Origin of the sequence: Exiguobacterium sp. PvP048 (assembly GCF_040549175.1) — a bacterium.
GTDB lineage: Bacteria > Bacillota > Bacilli > Exiguobacteriales > Exiguobacteriaceae > Exiguobacterium_A > Exiguobacterium_A artemiae.
On sequence record NZ_JBEPSU010000002.1, the window covers coordinates 287634 to 304662 of the forward strand.

At 48.0% G+C, this 17029-nt stretch carries 18 protein-coding genes; 12 read left to right on the forward strand and 6 right to left on the reverse strand.

Annotated features, from left to right (window positions below; genetic code table 11):
• Entirely contained in the window at nucleotides 1-924 is a 924-nt protein-coding gene (locus ABIC15_RS05960; protein WP_354020030.1) for an AAA family ATPase, read from the reverse strand.
• A gap of 226 nt (nucleotides 925-1150) precedes the next feature.
• On the opposite strand from ABIC15_RS05960, the gene ABIC15_RS05965 reads away from it, so the two are divergent.
• Entirely contained in the window at nucleotides 1151-1765 is a 615-nt protein-coding gene (locus tag ABIC15_RS05965; RefSeq protein WP_354020031.1) for an NAD(P)-dependent oxidoreductase, read from the forward strand.
• Nucleotides 1766-1824: 59 nt separating this feature from the next.
• Here ABIC15_RS05965 and amyS read toward each other — a convergent pair whose 3' ends face one another.
• The gene (gene amyS, locus ABIC15_RS05970; protein ID WP_012369880.1) at nucleotides 1825-3366 is read right to left on the reverse strand and encodes an alpha-amylase; all 1542 of its coding nucleotides are present in this window, start codon (nucleotides 3364-3366) and stop codon (nucleotides 1825-1827) included.
• A 335-nt stretch (nucleotides 3367-3701) separates the two neighbouring features.
• On the opposite strand from amyS, the gene ABIC15_RS05975 reads away from it, so the two are divergent.
• Nucleotides 3702-4523, forward strand: coding sequence for an endonuclease I family protein (locus ABIC15_RS05975; RefSeq protein ID WP_214766008.1), 822 nt, complete (start codon nucleotides 3702-3704; stop codon nucleotides 4521-4523).
• A 154-nt stretch (nucleotides 4524-4677) separates the two neighbouring features.
• On the forward strand, nucleotides 4678-5265 hold the full coding sequence (locus ABIC15_RS05980; protein WP_354020034.1) for a YdcF family protein: 588 nt from the start codon (nucleotides 4678-4680) through the stop codon (nucleotides 5263-5265).
• Between the two features lie 38 nt (nucleotides 5266-5303).
• Here ABIC15_RS05980 and ABIC15_RS05985 read toward each other — a convergent pair whose 3' ends face one another.
• Complete coding sequence (locus ABIC15_RS05985; protein ID WP_318929544.1) at nucleotides 5304-5861, reverse strand: hypothetical protein; 558 nt, start codon at nucleotides 5859-5861, stop codon at nucleotides 5304-5306.
• Nucleotides 5862-5992: 131 nt separating this feature from the next.
• Complete coding sequence (ytzI, locus tag ABIC15_RS05990; protein WP_012369884.1) at nucleotides 5993-6163, reverse strand: YtzI protein; 171 nt, start codon at nucleotides 6161-6163, stop codon at nucleotides 5993-5995.
• 121 nt (nucleotides 6164-6284) lie between these two features.
• Here ytzI and ABIC15_RS05995 point away from each other — a divergent pair, with 121 nt between their 5' ends.
• Nucleotides 6285-7388, forward strand: a complete 1104-nt coding sequence (locus ABIC15_RS05995) for a PP2C family protein-serine/threonine phosphatase (RefSeq protein WP_290830318.1) — start codon at nucleotides 6285-6287, stop codon at nucleotides 7386-7388.
• Between the two features lie 141 nt (nucleotides 7389-7529).
• Here the strand turns inward: ABIC15_RS05995 and ABIC15_RS06000 are convergent, their stop codons facing one another.
• The gene (locus ABIC15_RS06000; RefSeq protein WP_012369886.1) at nucleotides 7530-8465 is read right to left on the reverse strand and encodes a magnesium transporter CorA family protein; all 936 of its coding nucleotides are present in this window, start codon (nucleotides 8463-8465) and stop codon (nucleotides 7530-7532) included.
• Between the two features lie 120 nt (nucleotides 8466-8585).
• Here ABIC15_RS06000 and ABIC15_RS06005 point away from each other — a divergent pair, with 120 nt between their 5' ends.
• Nucleotides 8586-8942: an Hpt domain-containing protein gene (locus ABIC15_RS06005; protein WP_354020036.1), complete on the forward strand. Its 357-nt coding sequence runs from the start codon at nucleotides 8586-8588 to the stop codon at nucleotides 8940-8942.
• Between the two features lie 80 nt (nucleotides 8943-9022).
• Here the strand turns inward: ABIC15_RS06005 and ABIC15_RS06010 are convergent, their stop codons facing one another.
• Nucleotides 9023-9901, reverse strand: a complete 879-nt coding sequence (locus tag ABIC15_RS06010; protein WP_214765352.1) for a chemotaxis protein CheV — start codon at nucleotides 9899-9901, stop codon at nucleotides 9023-9025.
• A gap of 215 nt (nucleotides 9902-10116) precedes the next feature.
• Between ABIC15_RS06010 and ABIC15_RS06015 the strand changes: the two genes are divergently transcribed.
• The 7 genes from ABIC15_RS06015 to ABIC15_RS06045 all read left to right on the forward strand — a co-directional run bounded on the left by ABIC15_RS06015 (nucleotide 10117) and on the right by ABIC15_RS06045 (nucleotide 17028).
• Nucleotides 10117-11556: an NADP-dependent glyceraldehyde-3-phosphate dehydrogenase gene (locus ABIC15_RS06015; protein WP_354020038.1), complete on the forward strand. Its 1440-nt coding sequence runs from the start codon at nucleotides 10117-10119 to the stop codon at nucleotides 11554-11556.
• A 178-nt stretch (nucleotides 11557-11734) separates the two neighbouring features.
• Entirely contained in the window at nucleotides 11735-12721 is a 987-nt protein-coding gene (locus ABIC15_RS06020; RefSeq protein ID WP_354020040.1) for an MBL fold metallo-hydrolase, read from the forward strand.
• Nucleotides 12705-13463, forward strand: a complete 759-nt coding sequence (locus ABIC15_RS06025) for an SDR family NAD(P)-dependent oxidoreductase (RefSeq protein WP_354020041.1) — start codon at nucleotides 12705-12707, stop codon at nucleotides 13461-13463. Before ABIC15_RS06020 ends, ABIC15_RS06025 begins: the two co-directional genes overlap by 17 nt.
• A 15-nt stretch (nucleotides 13464-13478) precedes the next feature.
• Nucleotides 13479-14672, forward strand: coding sequence for an ABC transporter substrate-binding protein (locus ABIC15_RS06030; RefSeq protein ID WP_354020043.1), 1194 nt, complete (start codon nucleotides 13479-13481; stop codon nucleotides 14670-14672).
• Nucleotides 14659-15423, forward strand: a complete 765-nt coding sequence (locus ABIC15_RS06035) for an ABC transporter permease (protein ID WP_318929557.1) — start codon at nucleotides 14659-14661, stop codon at nucleotides 15421-15423. The genes ABIC15_RS06030 and ABIC15_RS06035 overlap by 14 nt, the downstream gene beginning before the upstream one ends.
• Nucleotides 15420-16166: an ABC transporter permease subunit gene (locus ABIC15_RS06040; RefSeq protein ID WP_354020044.1), complete on the forward strand. Its 747-nt coding sequence runs from the start codon at nucleotides 15420-15422 to the stop codon at nucleotides 16164-16166. Before ABIC15_RS06035 ends, ABIC15_RS06040 begins: the two co-directional genes overlap by 4 nt.
• Complete coding sequence (locus tag ABIC15_RS06045; RefSeq protein ID WP_354020046.1) at nucleotides 16138-17028, forward strand: ABC transporter ATP-binding protein; 891 nt, start codon at nucleotides 16138-16140, stop codon at nucleotides 17026-17028. Before ABIC15_RS06040 ends, ABIC15_RS06045 begins: the two co-directional genes overlap by 29 nt.
• Nucleotide 17029: the final 1 nt, after the last annotated feature.

Below are 17029 nucleotides of genomic sequence, written 5' to 3' on the forward strand. Positions count from 1 at the left end.
TCACCCCATTTCGACCGGAACCGGGATATCGTCAAGCAGATGAAGTAACACATCGGCTTTTGTCGTTTTGATACCGCCTTCGAGTGTCAGCGTCAAGCGGTGGGACAACACATGTTTTGCCAAGTATTTGACGTCCTCCGGAATGATAAAATCGCGGCCGCTCAGGAACGCAAAGCTTTGTGATGCCCGAAGCAAAGCAATCGCCCCGCGGGGACTGACTCCGACTCCGACAAGGGCGTGATGACGGGTCGCTTGGACGATGGCGAGCAGGTAATCGAGGACGTCCTGAGAGGCGTGGACACGCCGGGCTTCTTCCTGCCAGGTAATCAGGTCACCTCCTGTTGCGATGCCGATTGCCTGTTTCCGGACATTGGCCAAGACTTCGTTCAACAGTTGCCGTTCGTGTTCAAGATTCGGATAACCGACTTCAATCGCCACCATGAACCGGTCAAGCTGAGCGTCCGGTAGCGGGAACGTTCCGGCGGATTCAATCGGGTTTTGCGTTGCGATGACAAAAAACGGAGCCGGCATCTGATAGGTCGTTCCACCAATCGAGACTTGGCGTTCTTCCATCGCTTCGAGCAGAGCTGACTGGGTGCGCGGGACAGCCCGGTTGATTTCATCGATCAACACGACGTTCGCGAACAGCGGTCCGCGTTTGTTCTCAAATTCCTGTGTTTTCATGTTAAAGAAGTCGGAGCCGATGACATCAGATGGCAGGAGGTCCGCTGTGAACTGAATCCGGGAAAAGGCACTGTCAAAACTGTTGGCAAGAGCTTTCGCGAGCATCGTCTTCCCGGTCCCCGGCACATCTTCGAGCAGAATATGGCCTTCGGCAATCAAGGCCGTTAAACACAAATCGATGACATCGGACTTTCCCAGATAAATCGTATTGAGCTGGTCTTTTAATTGTTGTAGTTTCACTATGTACGCCTCCATATCATGAAATAAAATTCAAACAGCTGTTTTTATCAGAAATCCAGAAAATACATCATCTTAAGGGAAAAATATCCAATAATATTAACTGAATTTTAGCACAAATTGAAAACAAGAAGAAACTATTTTCTGATTCAGGAAAAAAGACCGGACGATTACGGACTGAAAGGGAAGGGTAGTTGAATAAAAGAACAGATAAAGGGAGGCAGTTTGTATGAAGCTGATTATTTTCGGAGCGACCGGACAAACCGGACAGGAGTTGGTCAAACAGGCAATCGCCCACGGGCATACGGTGACGGCATTCGTTCGTAACCCGGATAAACTCGAGTTGACGGACGGAAAACTGCAAGTCATCGAAGGGGATGTACTTAATCAGGAAGCGGTGAATCAAGCCATGCAGGGACAAGAGGCGGTGCTGACAGCCCTCGGAACCGAGAGTCTGGCCTACAGCGGCTTTCTCGAGCGGAGTCTCTTACGAATCGTGAACGCGATGAAGGTGAATGGCGTCGACCGGATCGGTTATGTCGCTTCTGCCGGAGTCGATCAGGAGCTTCCGGGTGCACAAGGATTACTTGCCCAACAAATTCTCAAGAATCCGTTAAAGGATCACCGGCAGGCGATTGAACTGTTGAAACAGGCTGATGTAGCGTATACGGTCGCGCGACCGCTTCGATTGATGAACGGTCCGTTGACCGGTTTGTATCGTCAGGCGGACAATGGTGTCCCGGAACAGGCGAAGCAAATCAACCGGGCAGACGTCGCCCACTTTTTGCTCGAAGCGATTGAGCAGGGGGAACATGTCCGGAGCAGCGTCGGACTGGCCGAATAAGAAAAGCCGATTTTCAAAGGACGAAAAAAGTCCTTCGGAAATCGGCTTTTTGTATGCACTTACTGCTGGCGGTATACGGAAACCGAGCCGCCGTTGACGAAGAATTGACCGTAGCCGTCCTGATTGATCGTGACGGAAGCGGTGTTGTTACCGGTGATGTCGGTCCAGACTTCACCTTTGTTTTGAAGACCGACATACATCCATTTACTGCCGCCCGGACCGTCCGACAGAATCGTTGCAAGACCAGATTTCGCCCGGTCGGTCACACCTTCACGCGTCCAGCCGATCACGTCCGCATTATCGAGATAATCATTTTGTTTTCCGAAGGCAAAGTCTTTCCGCGCTTTTAACAACGGATCGATTTTAGAGGCAAGCGCCGGAATTTCACGGTTCGACGTGCCTTTTGTCCCGTAGTAATCGCCGTAGAAGACCGACGGATATCCTTGTTCACGTGTCAGAATCATGGCGTAAGCAAGCGGTTTGAACCAGGATTGAACGGTTGACTCAAGCGATTGCCCCGGTTGGGAATCATGGTTTTCGACGAGTGTGACGGCCTGGACGGGATTCGTTTTGACAAGTGTGCCGTCAAAGATCGTCCGCATGTCATAATAGCCGCCGCCTTTACTTGCCTGCTCGAACTTATAGTGGAGCGGAGCGTCGAAGACCGATTGCTGATAGTTCGTCCGGCTCAAATAGTTTTGCAGCGTCCCGAGGTCGTTCTGCCAATATTCAGCCACCGTGAATAACGGTTTTCCGGTCGTCTGACGGACGTTTGCGAGCCAGTCGGCAAGGTAACCGTGTTTGATATGTTTGACGGCATCGAGACGGAATCCGTCGAGACCGAGTTCGTTGACATACCATTTGCCCCAGTTCTTCATTTCCTGCTGGACTTCCGGATGATCGAAATCAATATCGGCATACATCAGGTAATCATAGTTTCCGTTCTCGGTCGAGACATCGGTATCCCACGCTTTTCCGGTCCCACGGAATTTATAGATGGCACTTTTCGAACGGGATTGATCCCAGTCCGTTCCGTCGAAGTGATACCATTTCCATTTAAAGTTCGAATAGGTATTGTTCCGCGCGGCGAAATCAAATCCGGTCCAGGCTTGAATTTGATAGTCACCCGAGATTTCCTGGTTCCGGTTGCTGCCGTTTACTTCGACGGCTGTGACGGCTTCCGTGAAATCCGCTCCGCCTTTATGATTCATAACGACATCCCCGTAGACATCGATGCCGGCTGTATGTAGTTGATTGATGGCCGTTTTGAGTTGAGCTTTCGTTCCGTATTTCGTCCGGACGGTTCCTTTTTGATTAAATTCGCCGAGATCGTATAAATCATAAGCTCCGTAACCGACATCATTTTGTGTGGTTCCTTTATAAGCGGGCGGAATCCATACAGACGTGATTCCGAGTTGATCGAGTTTCGTTGAATCACTGCCGAGACGATTCCAGTGGTTGCCGTCATTCGGAACATACCATTCGAAATACTGCATCATCGTACCATTATCCGCCGTTGCACCTACTGCAATCGGTTGCACAAGTGGCGCTAGAAAAGTAGCGGTCGCGAGAGTCGCGACAATCAAGCGTTTTTGTTTCATGAAAAGACCTCCTGTAAGTTTATGAAATCGTTTGCATTTACAGTATATCAAGTCTTGGAATTTACCGTATCATCCGCGACGTTTATTTCTGAACATCTTGTTTTCGTGACTTTTGAACCTGGAATATTTTTTCGAGAGAAGAATAATCAATCGGTTGACCTGTTCTTAAGAAAAAAACAGGACCATCGGACTCTTGAACGAGATGATGAATTTTGGTTCAGTTTTATTTGCCGGATTTTAAGGTCTTTTGTCCAGCTTCTCAAGAGGTAAAAGGAGGTGTAAAAATGAGGAGGTAAGACGAGCTCGTACATATGTAACAAAGGGGGAAACACAGTATGAATTGGAAGTCGAAAATCAGCGGAGCGCTTGTCGCTGCACTTGCACTCGGGTCAATTTCGTTTACACCAGTTATTGCTAAGACAGAACCGACCAAAATCGTTGCCGGACCGCAGATGGTCACGTCACAATCGACGATCGACGCATATTATCTGCCGGCGTCAGGTAAAACAGGTGCGGCATTAAAAGCCTCATTACATGACATCATTGATAACCATACACAAGTATCGTACGACACGGTCTGGACTGCTCTGAAGGAAACGGACCAAGATCCGAACAATGCGAATAATGTCATTGAACTGTACACGGGGAAATCGATTGCGAAGAGCAATAACGGCGGGAACGTTGGTCAATGGAACCGTGAGCACGTCTGGGCGAAGTCGCACGGTGATTTCGGAACAAGCAACGGACCGGGAACGGATCTGCATCATCTGCGGGCGGAAGATGTTGTCGTCAACAGTGCACGGGGGAATCTTGATTTTGATAACGGCGGCACGAAGTATGCCGGTTGCGACTGTTACCGTGATAGCGATTCATGGGAACCGCCGACACGTGTCAAAGGCGATATCGCGCGTATGATCTTCTATATGGCTGTCCGCTATGAAGGCGGCGGTGAAATTGATTTGGAAGCATCAGAAAATGTCAGCAATGGCACGAATCCACTTCACGGAAAACTGTCGACATTAAAAGCCTGGAATAAGCTGGATCCGGTCGATGCGACGGAAATCAGACGCAATGACATCATTTTTGAAAAGTGGCAAAAAAACCGGAATCCATTTATCGATCATCCGGAATACGTGACATCAATTTGGGGAAATTAATGTCAGACAGATCTGAAAGAGGGACACACCGATTTTTTTCGGACGTGTCTCTTTTTTTGACTGAGAAAACGATGTGAAACCTTTTTTTAGGTCCGGCGTATAAAAAGAAGTGAAAATTAAACGGCAGGACTTTTACCACTGAGGGGATAGCATAATGAAAAAAGCGATGAAACGCATCGCAGGACGTTTTTATAAGACTGGTCTTGGGCTGCTTCTGTTGCTCGCTGTCTTTTGGTTCAGTATTGGCTGGTTCGTCGCGAAAGGAGAACGGCCGCTTGCAAACGGCAAACATCCATATGTCATCGTGCTTGGAGCCGGTGTCAAAGGAGAGACACCTTCGTTGATTTTAAGTAACCGGATTGAAGCGGCTGCCCGGTACGGAAAGCAGTTCCCGGATACGACATTCATCTTAAGCGGCGGACAAGGAGACGGAGAAGCGATTTCAGAAGCGGAAGCGATGCGGCGCGGGATGATTCAAGCAGGAATCAGCGAAGAACGTTTATTGCTTGAAGATCAATCGACTTCGACGACCGAAAATCTGACTTTCTCAAAACGGCTGTTGCCGGCATCCGAAAACCGTGTCTCGATCGTGACGTCGGACTTTCATTTGTACCGGGCCCGGAAAGAGGCAGCGCAAATGAATCTGAAGACCGACGCGATTCCTGCTGCGACACCACTGTCCGGTGTACTGCGTTATGGTATGCGGGAACGTGTCGCGATTGTCGTAAAATATTTTCAATGAAAAACACCTTTCCGTTACTCGGAAAGGTGTCGTCGAATTTATTTGTTGAGTTGCGAATCATTTGACTTAGAGTCATCTTGATTAGAATCGTTTTGATGAGTAGTGTTCGGTTGATGCTCAGGAGGTGCTTCTTCTTTTCCGAGCGCCACATCTTTTGCTTCAACGACTTTGCTGCTGATGGAGTTTAGGTCACCTTTCGCTTCATTGACAGTCTCTTTGACCGATGAAGCGTCTGATTTGACCGTATCGAGTTCTGTGTTGACTTTATCGTAGACGTTTTGAACGTCTGATGCGACTTCTTGAATGATGCTTGAAGCGCTCTTCACTTGGTTGATGACTTGTGATGCTTTGCCAGACGGATCTTCTTTAATCGATGAAGCAAGCGTCGAGACCGAGTCTTTCGCGCCACGTAGGCTTTGCTTCGTATTTTGACGGCTCGAAGAACTGAGTAACGTCAGGAGACCACCGACGACTGCGCCAAGCAGCATTCCTGTAAGTAAACTGACTTGACGACCAGATGAAGTTTCCTGATCGAACTGACGGTTCGGGTTTTCAGCGTGGACGGCATGTGGATCGTTTGGTAAGTTTGGTTGCATGATTGACACTCCCTTAGAATATGATTTGACCATGATAGGAATATACCCTTATCTCACAACTAAAAACATGCATTTGTAATACAACAAAAAGACCATCCAATGATATGATGGTCTGAGACAGTCTGATTGTCTTACGGTCGATGTTCATCATCGTGTTTTTCAGATAATTTACGGTTAATTTCATCGTAATCAATTTCGATGTCATCTTTATTGCCTTTGTAGCCGTAACCCTTTGAAATCACGAGGATTGAAGCGACTAAGACGAAGACGATGATTAGAATGGAGACGACATAAAGCCACATGACCCATTCCTCCTTTCATTCTTCTTTAGTATGACGGAAAAAGCATCTTTCGTCTAAACGAAAATGTAAATTGTATGCTAAACTATTTTCAATGAATATATGGATAGAGTGAGGTGACAACATGAGTATACTGGTCGTAGATGATGAGTTTACGAATTTGATGATTTTAGAACGTTTGCTTGAAAACGAGGGGTACGATGTCGTCAAAGCGATGAGCGGGGAAGAAGCGATGGAGCTGATGGAAGATCCATTGTTCATCGAGACGCTCGATGTCGTGTTACTTGACGTTGAAATGCCCGGAATCAGCGGTATCGATGCGACCCGCTTAATTCGTAAACGCTTTGGTTTGGATGAGTTGCCGATCGTCATCGTATCCGGCCGATCAAATGAAGAGGATATTGCGGACGGACTGGATGCCGGTGCTTCCGACTATACGACGAAGCCGATCCGGAAAACGGAATTGTTGGCCCGTGTCCGCAATGCCATGTCACTCAAACAGGCGATTGACGCACGAAAACGGTATGAAAAGGTATTGCAGGAAGACTTTGATTTAGCACAAAAGTTGCAACAGAGTGTCCTGAGTGCCAATATCGAGGACGAAGACATCCGGATCATGGCAACGTACATCCCGTCAAAAAAACTGGCAGGAGATATGTATGCCTGGTACCGGATTTCGCCGCAAAAATACGGGATCATCCTGTTTGATGTCATGGGACATGGTGTATCCTCCGCTCTGATCACGATGGGGATGAGTTCGATTTTATTTGAGCTCGTACACCGCATCGGTGATCCGGCGAAAGTGCTTGAAGAATTAAACAAGCAGATGAGCCGCCTGTTCCCGGGCGATGAAACGGAGATTTATTTTACGGCCGTGTACTTGTACATCGAACTGGATGAAATGAAACTCAGTTATGCCAATGCCGGACATCCACCGGGCTTGTTACGGATGGGAAATCAAATCATTCCGCTTGAGAATACGGGACTGCCGGTCGGAATGTTCGAAGATTCGGAGTATACAAGCCAAACGATTGACCTCGTTTCGCCAGGTTGTGTCTACTTGTATACCGACGGCTTCATGGAGTTATACAGTAAAGGCATTGATGAAGGCATCAGTGCCATCCGTGAATTGATTCACGAGCAGGGTCCTGCAATCCATCAATTGATTCAACCGGATCAAAGTGATGATGCGGACGATTTATGTCTCGTGACCGTCGAAATTAATTAAATGAAACAAAAAAAACCACGTTCCTTTGATGAACTTAGCCGGAGAGAGCTGAAGAGACAATCGTCTCCGAACTCTTTTTCAAACTAAAGCATTCAAAAGGAAGTGGTTTTTTAATTTTTTTACGACTTTGAAGGAGTTCAACTAAAAGAAACGGCGGCGCCATAAAATAAAGGCTGCCAGCCCCGAGAAGAAAATCATCATACCGAAGACAATCCAAAAGCCGATGACTTCGCCTTCCCACGGTACATGCACGTTCATCCCGAACATTCCGGAAATCATCGTCGGAATCGAGATGACAATCGTGATGGAAGCGAGAAACTTCATGACGAAGTTGACGTTGTTCGAGATGACAGAACCAAACGTATCCATCGTCGAACTGATGATATCTTTATAGATTTGGGCCATTTCCATAGCCTGCCGGTGTTCAACGAACACATCTTCGAGTAAGTCTTCGTCGTCTTCATGTTTCTCAAGACTCGGCGTTTTGATGATTCGATCGAGTACGCCGTCGTTTGACTTCAAGGAAGTCATAAAATACACGAGTGATTTTTGTAAGTTCATTAATTGGAAAATTTCTTGATTTCGCATGGAACGTTGCAGTTCTTCTTCGAGCTCATCCATTCGACGGTCAATCTGCCGCAGGAATCGAAGATACGACGAACTGACTTTATAGAGGATCTGAAAGACAAACCGGGAACGGTAATTCGTCCGGAACGCCCGGAGTTTTCCCCCTGAGAACAACGTCAAGACATCCAGCTGTTGCGAACAGACAGTGATGAAGTGTCTTGAGGTCACGATGATACCAAGTGGAATCGTATTGTAACGGCGTCCGGATGATTCTTCTTCGATATAAGGAACGTCGACGATCATCAACAAACCTTCATCATCTTTCTCAAAACGAGGTTTTTCCTCGACATCAAGCGGGTCATAAATAAAATCCTCAGGAATTTTCGTAGCAGCGATGACTTGATCGGCTTCGTCTTTTGTCGGATTGACAAGATGAATCCAGGAACCTTTCGTAAACTCCTGAATTTCGTTGACTGCCCCCGTCACATCACTTCGATAAATCGTCAACATTGTCTATCCCTCCTGCTCTTCACTTTTTTATTATAGGAATACTCTATAGACCGTGTAAATGATTCTCAGATTTTTTTTTAAGACGATTAATGATAATATAGAAAAAGAGGAGGGGAAAAGATGCCTTTTTTTAATGAAAAGAAGTTAGCGGAACTGCGTTTGATTGCCGGCGGCGATGACGTATTCTTGCAAAAAATCGGTGAGACGTATATTGCCCAGTTTGATCGGAAATTTCCGGAATTGAAGGAAGCGGTCGAAGCAAAAGATGCCGAACAGACGGAAAAATTAGCTCATTTACTTAAGGGTGCCTCCTATTCCGTTGCGGCGGATGACTTAGCGGATGACTTTGAATTGCTGGAAAAAGAGGCTGAGACAGGCTCAGTCGAGAATGCGGCCGGTGTTTTGACCCGGATTGAAGACTGCATGACAGGGTTCAGAAAAACTTGGCTGAATGTATTTCTCGGAAAAAAACAGTGATTTTGTTTAAAATAAAAGAGATTTAAAAAACCGTTTCCTGATCAGACAGGAGACGGTTTTTTTGTTTAGGAAAATAGTGATTACAGGACGTATGTATCGACGGTTTCGATCAATCGACCGATTTCCGGCTTTGTAATCTGGGCATTGACGCCAACAGACTCGCCTTTATGGCGGAGGTCATCCGAAATCAAGGACGAGAAGACAACGATCGGTAAATCCGTGTAACGGTCATCTTCACGTAATCGTTTCGTCAAGTGCAGTCCATCCATTTTCGGCATCTCGATATCGGTGATCAAGAGATCACAGTTGCTGCCTGCCTCAAACGCATCGAAGGCATCCTTGCCGTTGATAAACCACTTCAAGCCGTCATAACCGGCTTCTTCTAGCGTTTCGATGATTAACGTCCGGAGCATTTCCGAATCTTCCGCAATCCAAATGGTTTTATTGGAGCGGTTGCGGGGCGAAACACGACGGCCTTCTTCGCGGGCGAAGATATCCTTGCGTGACAGCTCGAGCGCAATTTTCTCGTAATCGAGCAAGATGATCATCTTATCTCCCGTCTTAACGACACCATTCGTTAATCCTTCGATGCCTCGGGCAAGTTCATTCGGCGTATCAATCTGTTCCCACGAAATACGGCGGATTTCCGTTACAGAATCGACGCGGAGGACACTTTTTTCACCGTTAAACTCACAGATGATCAACCGGTCATCTGTCGTTTCCTCATGGGCGACACCGATGACCGTCGGTAAGTCGATGACCGTCATGACTTCACCGCGTAGTTCAATCAGACCTTTGACGGCATCCGGTGTGCCGGGGAGTGGTGTCATCGGTAACGGAACGATGATTTCCCGGACTTTCATAACATTGATGCCGAACGTGTAAGGTCCGCAATGAAAAATAACGATTTCCAACTCATTTGTTCCAGCTTCTAATAAAATATCGTGTTGATTGTACACGTAATCGAGCCCCTTTCCATCCTGCACTACACTTCTGACTAGTTATCGGCAGAAAAAAGCAATTCTTCCACCGTAATAAGAATAAAAAAGTTATTGAAATCGCTTTCATTTTATGTTAAGCAAAAAGTTTGGCATTTGTCTGACCAATTGATTACAATAGGCTATGCAGCCACACACTGAAGTGAGAGAGAAAAAATAAATGGAGGTCGAGTGGAATGACTACAGCAACAACATACACATACTTATTAGACGGGCAATGGCAGGAAAGTGAATCCAATGAAACCATTGAAATTTCTTCACCTTATAAAGAAGATACAGTCGGTCGTGTTCAAGCGATGACAAAAACAGAAGTAGACCGGGCAATCGCGTCTGCTAAAACAGCACAGGCAGAATGGGCGAAAGTCCCTGCCAATAAACGCGCTGAATTGCTCCATGCTTGGGCAACAGAACTCGAAAAGCGTGCGAGCGAGATTGGCGAAGTCATCATGCGTGAAGTCGGTAAAGGGCTAGCTGACGGAATTAAAGAAGTCAAGCGGACGGCAGAAATCATCCGTTACACAGCAGAGGAAGGTCTTCGTTTTGACGGTCAAATGATGCAAGGGGACTCGTTCCCGGGCGGAAGTGCGAAAAAAATCGCCATCATCAAAAAAGCGCCGCTTGGTGTCATCCTTGCAATTTCACCGTTTAACTACCCGGTCAACCTGGCAGCAGCGAAACTGGCACCTGCTTTGATGACAGGAAATGCCGTCGTCTTCAAACCGGCAACACAAGGTTCGATCAGTGGGACGTTAATGGTCGAAGCCCTTGTCGCAGCAGGATTGCCGTCAGGTCTCGTCAACCTCGTGACTGGACGCGGTTCAGTCATCGGAGATTATTTGACGGCTCACCCGGGCATCAACATGATTACCTTCACAGGCGGAACAGCGACAGGACAACACTTGTCACGTCAATCAGCGATGATTCCGCTCGTCCTCGAACTCGGCGGAAAAGATCCGGCGCTTGTTCTTGAGGATGCCGATTTGTCATTAGCGGCAGACCACATCATCAGCGGTGCGTTCTCGTACTCCGGTCAACGCTGTACAGCCATCAAACGTGTATTTGTTCTTGAACCACAGGCGGATGCGTTGGTAGAAGAGTTATTAGCCCGGATTGCGAAATTGACAGTCGGTTCACCGGAAGACGAAAGTGTTGTCGTGCCGTTGATTGATACAAAATCAGCTGATTTCGTTGAAGGTTTGATTACAGATGCGAAAGAAAAAGGGGCAACGCTTGTCACAGGCGGCAACCGGACAGCGAACTTGATTGAGCCGACATTATTTGACCATGTGACACGCGATATGCGAATTGCATGGGAAGAACCGTTCGGACCGGTCTTACCTGTCATTCGTGTCAACTCGGTTGAAGAAATGATCGCGTATGCGAACGAATCGGAATACGGTCTTCAAGCAAGTGTCTTCACGGAAAACATCGATGCAGCATTCAGTGTCGCGGATGCGCTTGAAACAGGTTCTGTCCAAATTAATGGTCGGACGGAACGTGGTCCCGATCACTTCCCGTTCATCGGCGTTAAATCATCGGGTCTTGGCGTTCAAGGTGTCGGACGAAGCCTCGCTTCAATGACACGTGATAAATTAACAGTTCTTAACTTAAAATAAGATAGTTTGATCAAAGCGACCTTTCAATCTGCGGAAAGGTCGCTTTTTTGCATCCAACGGACAGTATCCTGCGTATTCTTTTTAAAGGTTTAACGGTTTGAGGGCGACAAAGTTTGCCGCTGCCGCTTCTTTCTCTCTATAATGAAGGAAACCATCCAGATAGAAGAGGGGTTTACCGATGCGACAAGAGGATGAAATCTTTACTTTACCGATTCCGACACCATTCCCGGTCGGAGATATCAATTGTTATGTGTTACGGACCGATTCGGAAAATATTTTAATTGATTGTGGTCCGGATACGGAACAAGCCTGGCAAGCGATGCAGGACGGTCTTCAAAAAATCGGATTGACGGTTTCGATGCTTGATAAAGTGATCGTGACTCACCACCATGCGGATCACGCGGGGCTTGCCTACCGTTTTTCTGAACAGGGGATTCCGATTTATGGACATGCGCGACTGCGTCCCTACTTAGAACAAGACCAAGCCTTTTTGAGCAGAGGGGATGACTTCCTGCAACGGCTGGCCTTGTCGTTCGGAGTACCGGACGACATACGGGCACTTTTACCGAGTTACTTATCGGCATTAAAATGGCTGGGCAAAGGACAACTTGATCATGTCCTGCAGGAAGGGGATGCGATTACGGCGTCAGGCACGTACCGGATCATTGAACTGCCGGGGCATGCGAGCGATCAAATCGGCATTCTCAGTCAATCGGGTGTTCTGTTTGCAGCCGATCATCTGTTGGCGCGCGTCGAACCGAATCCGTTGCTGGAGCAGCCGCAGCCGGGAGATGAATCGGATATGAAACGACCGGTCCTCGCGTACATGCGCTCCCTCCGTAAACTGCAGGGCGAACAGATTCAGATTGCCTATACCGGGCACGGCGAACCGATTCGCGATGTCCCGTCTTTAATCGAAGAACGTCTGTTACAACGGAAAGCGCGCGGTGAACAGTTGTTGAAGCATATCAGAGGTTCAAAAACGCTGTTTGAGCTTGCGCAAGTGACGTACGGGAACCGGTTGAAGAAATCGTTCCCGCTTGTCATGAGTGAGATGAAAGCTCGTCTCGACTACCTTGTAGCCAGCGGACAGATCGTTGTCGAAAAACAAGACGGAATTTTACGGTATATGAGAAAGGGCAGTGCGCATGAATCTCATCAATAAGACGGTCGTCTTGACCGGTGCCTCGAGCGGTCTTGGGGAAGCACTCGCTTACGAGCTGAACCGGCACGGGGCAAATTTGATTTTAGTCGCCCGGCGGGAAGATCGGCTCCAACAGATGGCGAAAACTCTTCAGGCGGAATACATCGTTTACGATTTAGAACATTCACCGGAGCGTCTGGCTGATCAAATCGTCGACCGGTATGGCATGATTGATGTACTGATCAACAATGCCGGGTTTGGGGAGTTCAGTTTTTTGAAGGACACGACGATTGAAACCATTGAATCGATGAACCGGGTCAACGTTTTGGCTCCGATCCGGTTGACGAAAGCCTGTCTTCCGCTGTTTCGTCCGCACGGCATGATTGTCAACGTGGCAAGTCAGGCCGGAAAGTTACCTACACCGAAGTCGAGCATTTATTGCATGACGAAAGCAGCGTTATATCAGTTTTCAAATGCATTGCGTCTCGAACTGAAGCCGCAGGGTCTTCATGTCATGACGGTCAATCCGGGACCGATTGCGACGGAATTTTTTGTCCGGGCGGATCTCAGCCGGAAATACGAAAAGAACGTTGCGAACATCGTCCTGTCAAAAGAAAAATTAGCACGAACGGTGACGCGGGCCATGGTCCGGGAAAAACGCGAGGTGAATGCGCCGTTTTGGATGGAAGGTTCGGCAAAGGCCTACGGATTGTTTCCGCGGGTCATTGAATGGCTCGGGAAGTCAGGCTTCGATAAAAAATAAAGGGGATTTTCACACATGATAAAACAGATGACTGCCATCGCAGCAACAGGACTGCTCCTTGCCGGATGTGCCTCTCCGGCAGCACCGGTCCAAGAAAAAGTATTAGGATCGTCCTATACGTCGATTGCGAAAGACGCTAATGCGACGACCGTCCGGATGTATATGTGGGGCGGCGATGAGGGGATCAACGCTTATATCGATGAATACGTGGCGCCAAAATTAAAAAAAGAGCACAAGATTACATTGAAGCGGGTTCCGATTGAAACGGCTGACTTGATTCAAAAACTGCGGGCGGAAAAGAAAGCCGGGAAAGAAACGGGTGTCATCGATGTCGTCTGGATTAACGGCGACAACTTCCGGAACGCTAAAAAGGACGGCTTGTTATACGGTGAAATCACAAAAGTGTTGCCGAACATGAAATACGTCGATCCGCAGGCACAAGGATCGGACAGCGGAACACCGACGGATCATCTCGAAGCCGCGTGGGGGAAAGTTCAATACACGTTCCACTACGATCAAGCCAGTGTCAAAAATCCGCCCCAAGACTTGCAGGAACTCAAAAGCTGGGTCAAAGAAAATCCCGGCAAATTCACGTATCCGGAAGTGACGGACTTTACGGGGAATGCGTTTGTCCGACACGTCATGTACGGGCTTGAGTCAAAAGAGACGTTAAAGGACCCGAAAGCGGACTTTAAGAAAACATGGTCGTATTTAAACGAATTGAAGCCTTATTTATGGAAAGAAGGCAAAACGTATCCGAAGACGCTCGCTCAGCTGGACCAACTGTATGCCAAAGGAAGTGTCGCCTTCACGATGGGCTTTAACGAACGACGGGCGGAACAGGAAATGAAGTCAGGGACATTCCCGAAAGAAACACGTCCGCTGATCTTAAAAGACGGTTCAATCGCATCGACCCACTTCCTGTCGATTCCGTTTAACGCACCGAATCCGAATGGAGCACTCGTTACGATTAATACGTTATTGTCACCGGACGCCCAACTCAAGAAATTCGACGGCACTTACTGGGGAGACGGAACGAGCCTCGATTTGACGACGGTAAGCCAGAAGGAACAGCAGGCGTTTGAAGAGGTTCCGGCGGCGGAATCGACCCCGAAACCGGCGGCATTTGAGGGGAAAGTCCGTGCTGAACTTGATCCGGCCATCTTTGATATGATTCGGAAAGACTGGCCGGAACGTGTGGCGCGGTAATGCCTGGCCTGCAACGCTGCTGATTGCCGGCATGGTCGGATACGGTCTGTTCATCAGTCTTTCGATGACGACTTGGGGAGATTACAAGCAATTGTCCGCAGATCCGGTATTTTTGGAAAGTGTCGGCATCAGTCTGTATGTCGCAGTCAGCAGTACCGTACTGGCTGTATTGATCGGGGCAGGATTGGCCGGAATTTTTGCGAAACAGACGGGATGGGCTGCGCAAATCCTGGCCGTCCCGTTATTTTTGCCCCATCTTGGTGCAGCCTATCTAGCCATTCTTTACCTGAGTGATTTCCCGGTCATTGGTCCGCACGAGGTGAATCAATTTAGTATCATCTTGACGTATCTCTACAAGGAAATCCCGTTTGTCTTTTTCTATTTACTGCCGGTCTATCGGCGTCTCGACCATCGCTATGAAGAACTGGGATTGATGCTCGGTTTGTCACGGATGAAACGGTTTTGGCACGGAAAAGGGGTATTTTTGCTGTTTCCTGTTCTGGAAGCAGCCTTTATCGTTTTTGCCTTCACCTTGTTTGCTTACGAAGTCCCGGCGTTGCTCGGTGTGACGTATCCGAAGCTGATTGGTGTCTATACGTTTGATTTGTATACGCAGGGCGATTTGTCGCGTCAACCGGAAGCATTTGCCATCAGTGTTCTCTTGACCGGCCTTCTGTTTTTGCTGTTATTGCTGTTCACACGAATGATTCGTCCGTTAACGGAACGGATCAGTAAGGGGCGGATCGAATGAGGAGACGGATTATAACAGGAGTGACAGGATTCCTGATCCTCGTTCCGTTGCTCGGATTGATTCCGTCCACCTGGACTTGGAATCCGCGGTTGTTTGAAACCTTGGCAACGACGATTTCGATGATTGTTGCCTTGACGCTGCTCAATCATTCGATCGGCTATATTACTGGAAAGGCAATTGCGTTTCGCGCGGGACGACTCATCCGCTCGATGGAACTATTGATCAGTTTACCGCTCTTTTTACCGGTTTTGTTATTGTCGTTTGGTCTTTATCTGACCTGGATCCGGTTAGGACTTGCCGATCAATTTGTCGGAGTGTTGCTGGTTTTACTGCTTCCGACGTTACCGTATACGATTCGGATCTATACGAATGCGTTTCAGGCACTGGGGGAACAGATGATGGAACAGATGGTGTTGATTGAACCGAGCCGTATAAAACGATTTGTTTTTTTGACAGGCCCGATGATGCGTTCTGCCATCCAATCCGTCACTCTGCTCGTAACGGTCATTGCCTTGAGCCAATATGCACTCGTCACCCTGATCGGAGGCGGTGTCGTTCAAATGATTGCGCTTGAAGCGTTTCCGCTGTATTCCGGAAATTCTTTGATTGCAGCGAAAGAAGCGACGATCTGGCTGCTTGTTTTACCGTTTTTGATTTATTTTGTGCAACTTATGCTGCTCGAAGCATGGGTGCGATTAGTTCGGAGGCTGTTAGATGGACGTTACGATTCAGCACGTCAATAAACGATTTGGTCAGAAACAAGTCTTGCAGGGCATTGATTTACGCATTACGTCGGGGCAATGTGTCGCTTTGGTCGGTCCGAGCGGAAGCGGAAAAACAACACTGCTGCGATTGATTGCAGGTCTTGAGAAAGTATCGGACGGAACCATCCGTTTCGGAGAGATCGATATGACACATGCCGCTCCGAATCAACGGGGTGTGACAATGTTGTTTCAACGTCCGTTACTGTTTCCTCATTTGACGGTCGCTCAAAATATCCGTCTTGGTATGGCAAAAGGTCATCATGGGGATTTGAAACAATGGTTGGAGAAAGTCGGATTAGCCGGACGGGCAGATGCTTTTGTCCATGAACTGTCCGGTGGAGAACAACAACGGGCCAGCCTTGCCCGGGCGTTGGCCAGCGGTCCGAATTTTCTGTTGCTCGACGAACCGTTCTCGAGTCTCGATTTACCACGCCGCCGCGAACTGCGGACGCTAATCCGGCGCTTGACGGTCGCCGAAGGCGTGACGACGTTACTTGTGACGCACGACCGTGAGGAAGCGATGGCGATGGCGGATTATGTCTACGTAATGGAACAAGGACAAATCATTGATCAGGGACATCCGGTTAAATTGGCGGAAAAAAGTCCGTTTTTCGGAGACGGCGTGTACCTGGACGGTGATTGGTATCCTTTATCGGAAGTGAAGTTGGTCTTAAGACCGACGAATGGATTACAGGAACATGTTACGATTACGAAAGAGCTGACGCAGTACGGTGTTCGTTTTTATGAAGTCGAACGCGAGACAGGTGAGCGTCTTGTTGTTCAAACGATAGAGACGTTCCTCGAAAACGTGACAGCTTATCTTGTGAGGAAGGAGGGGTAGC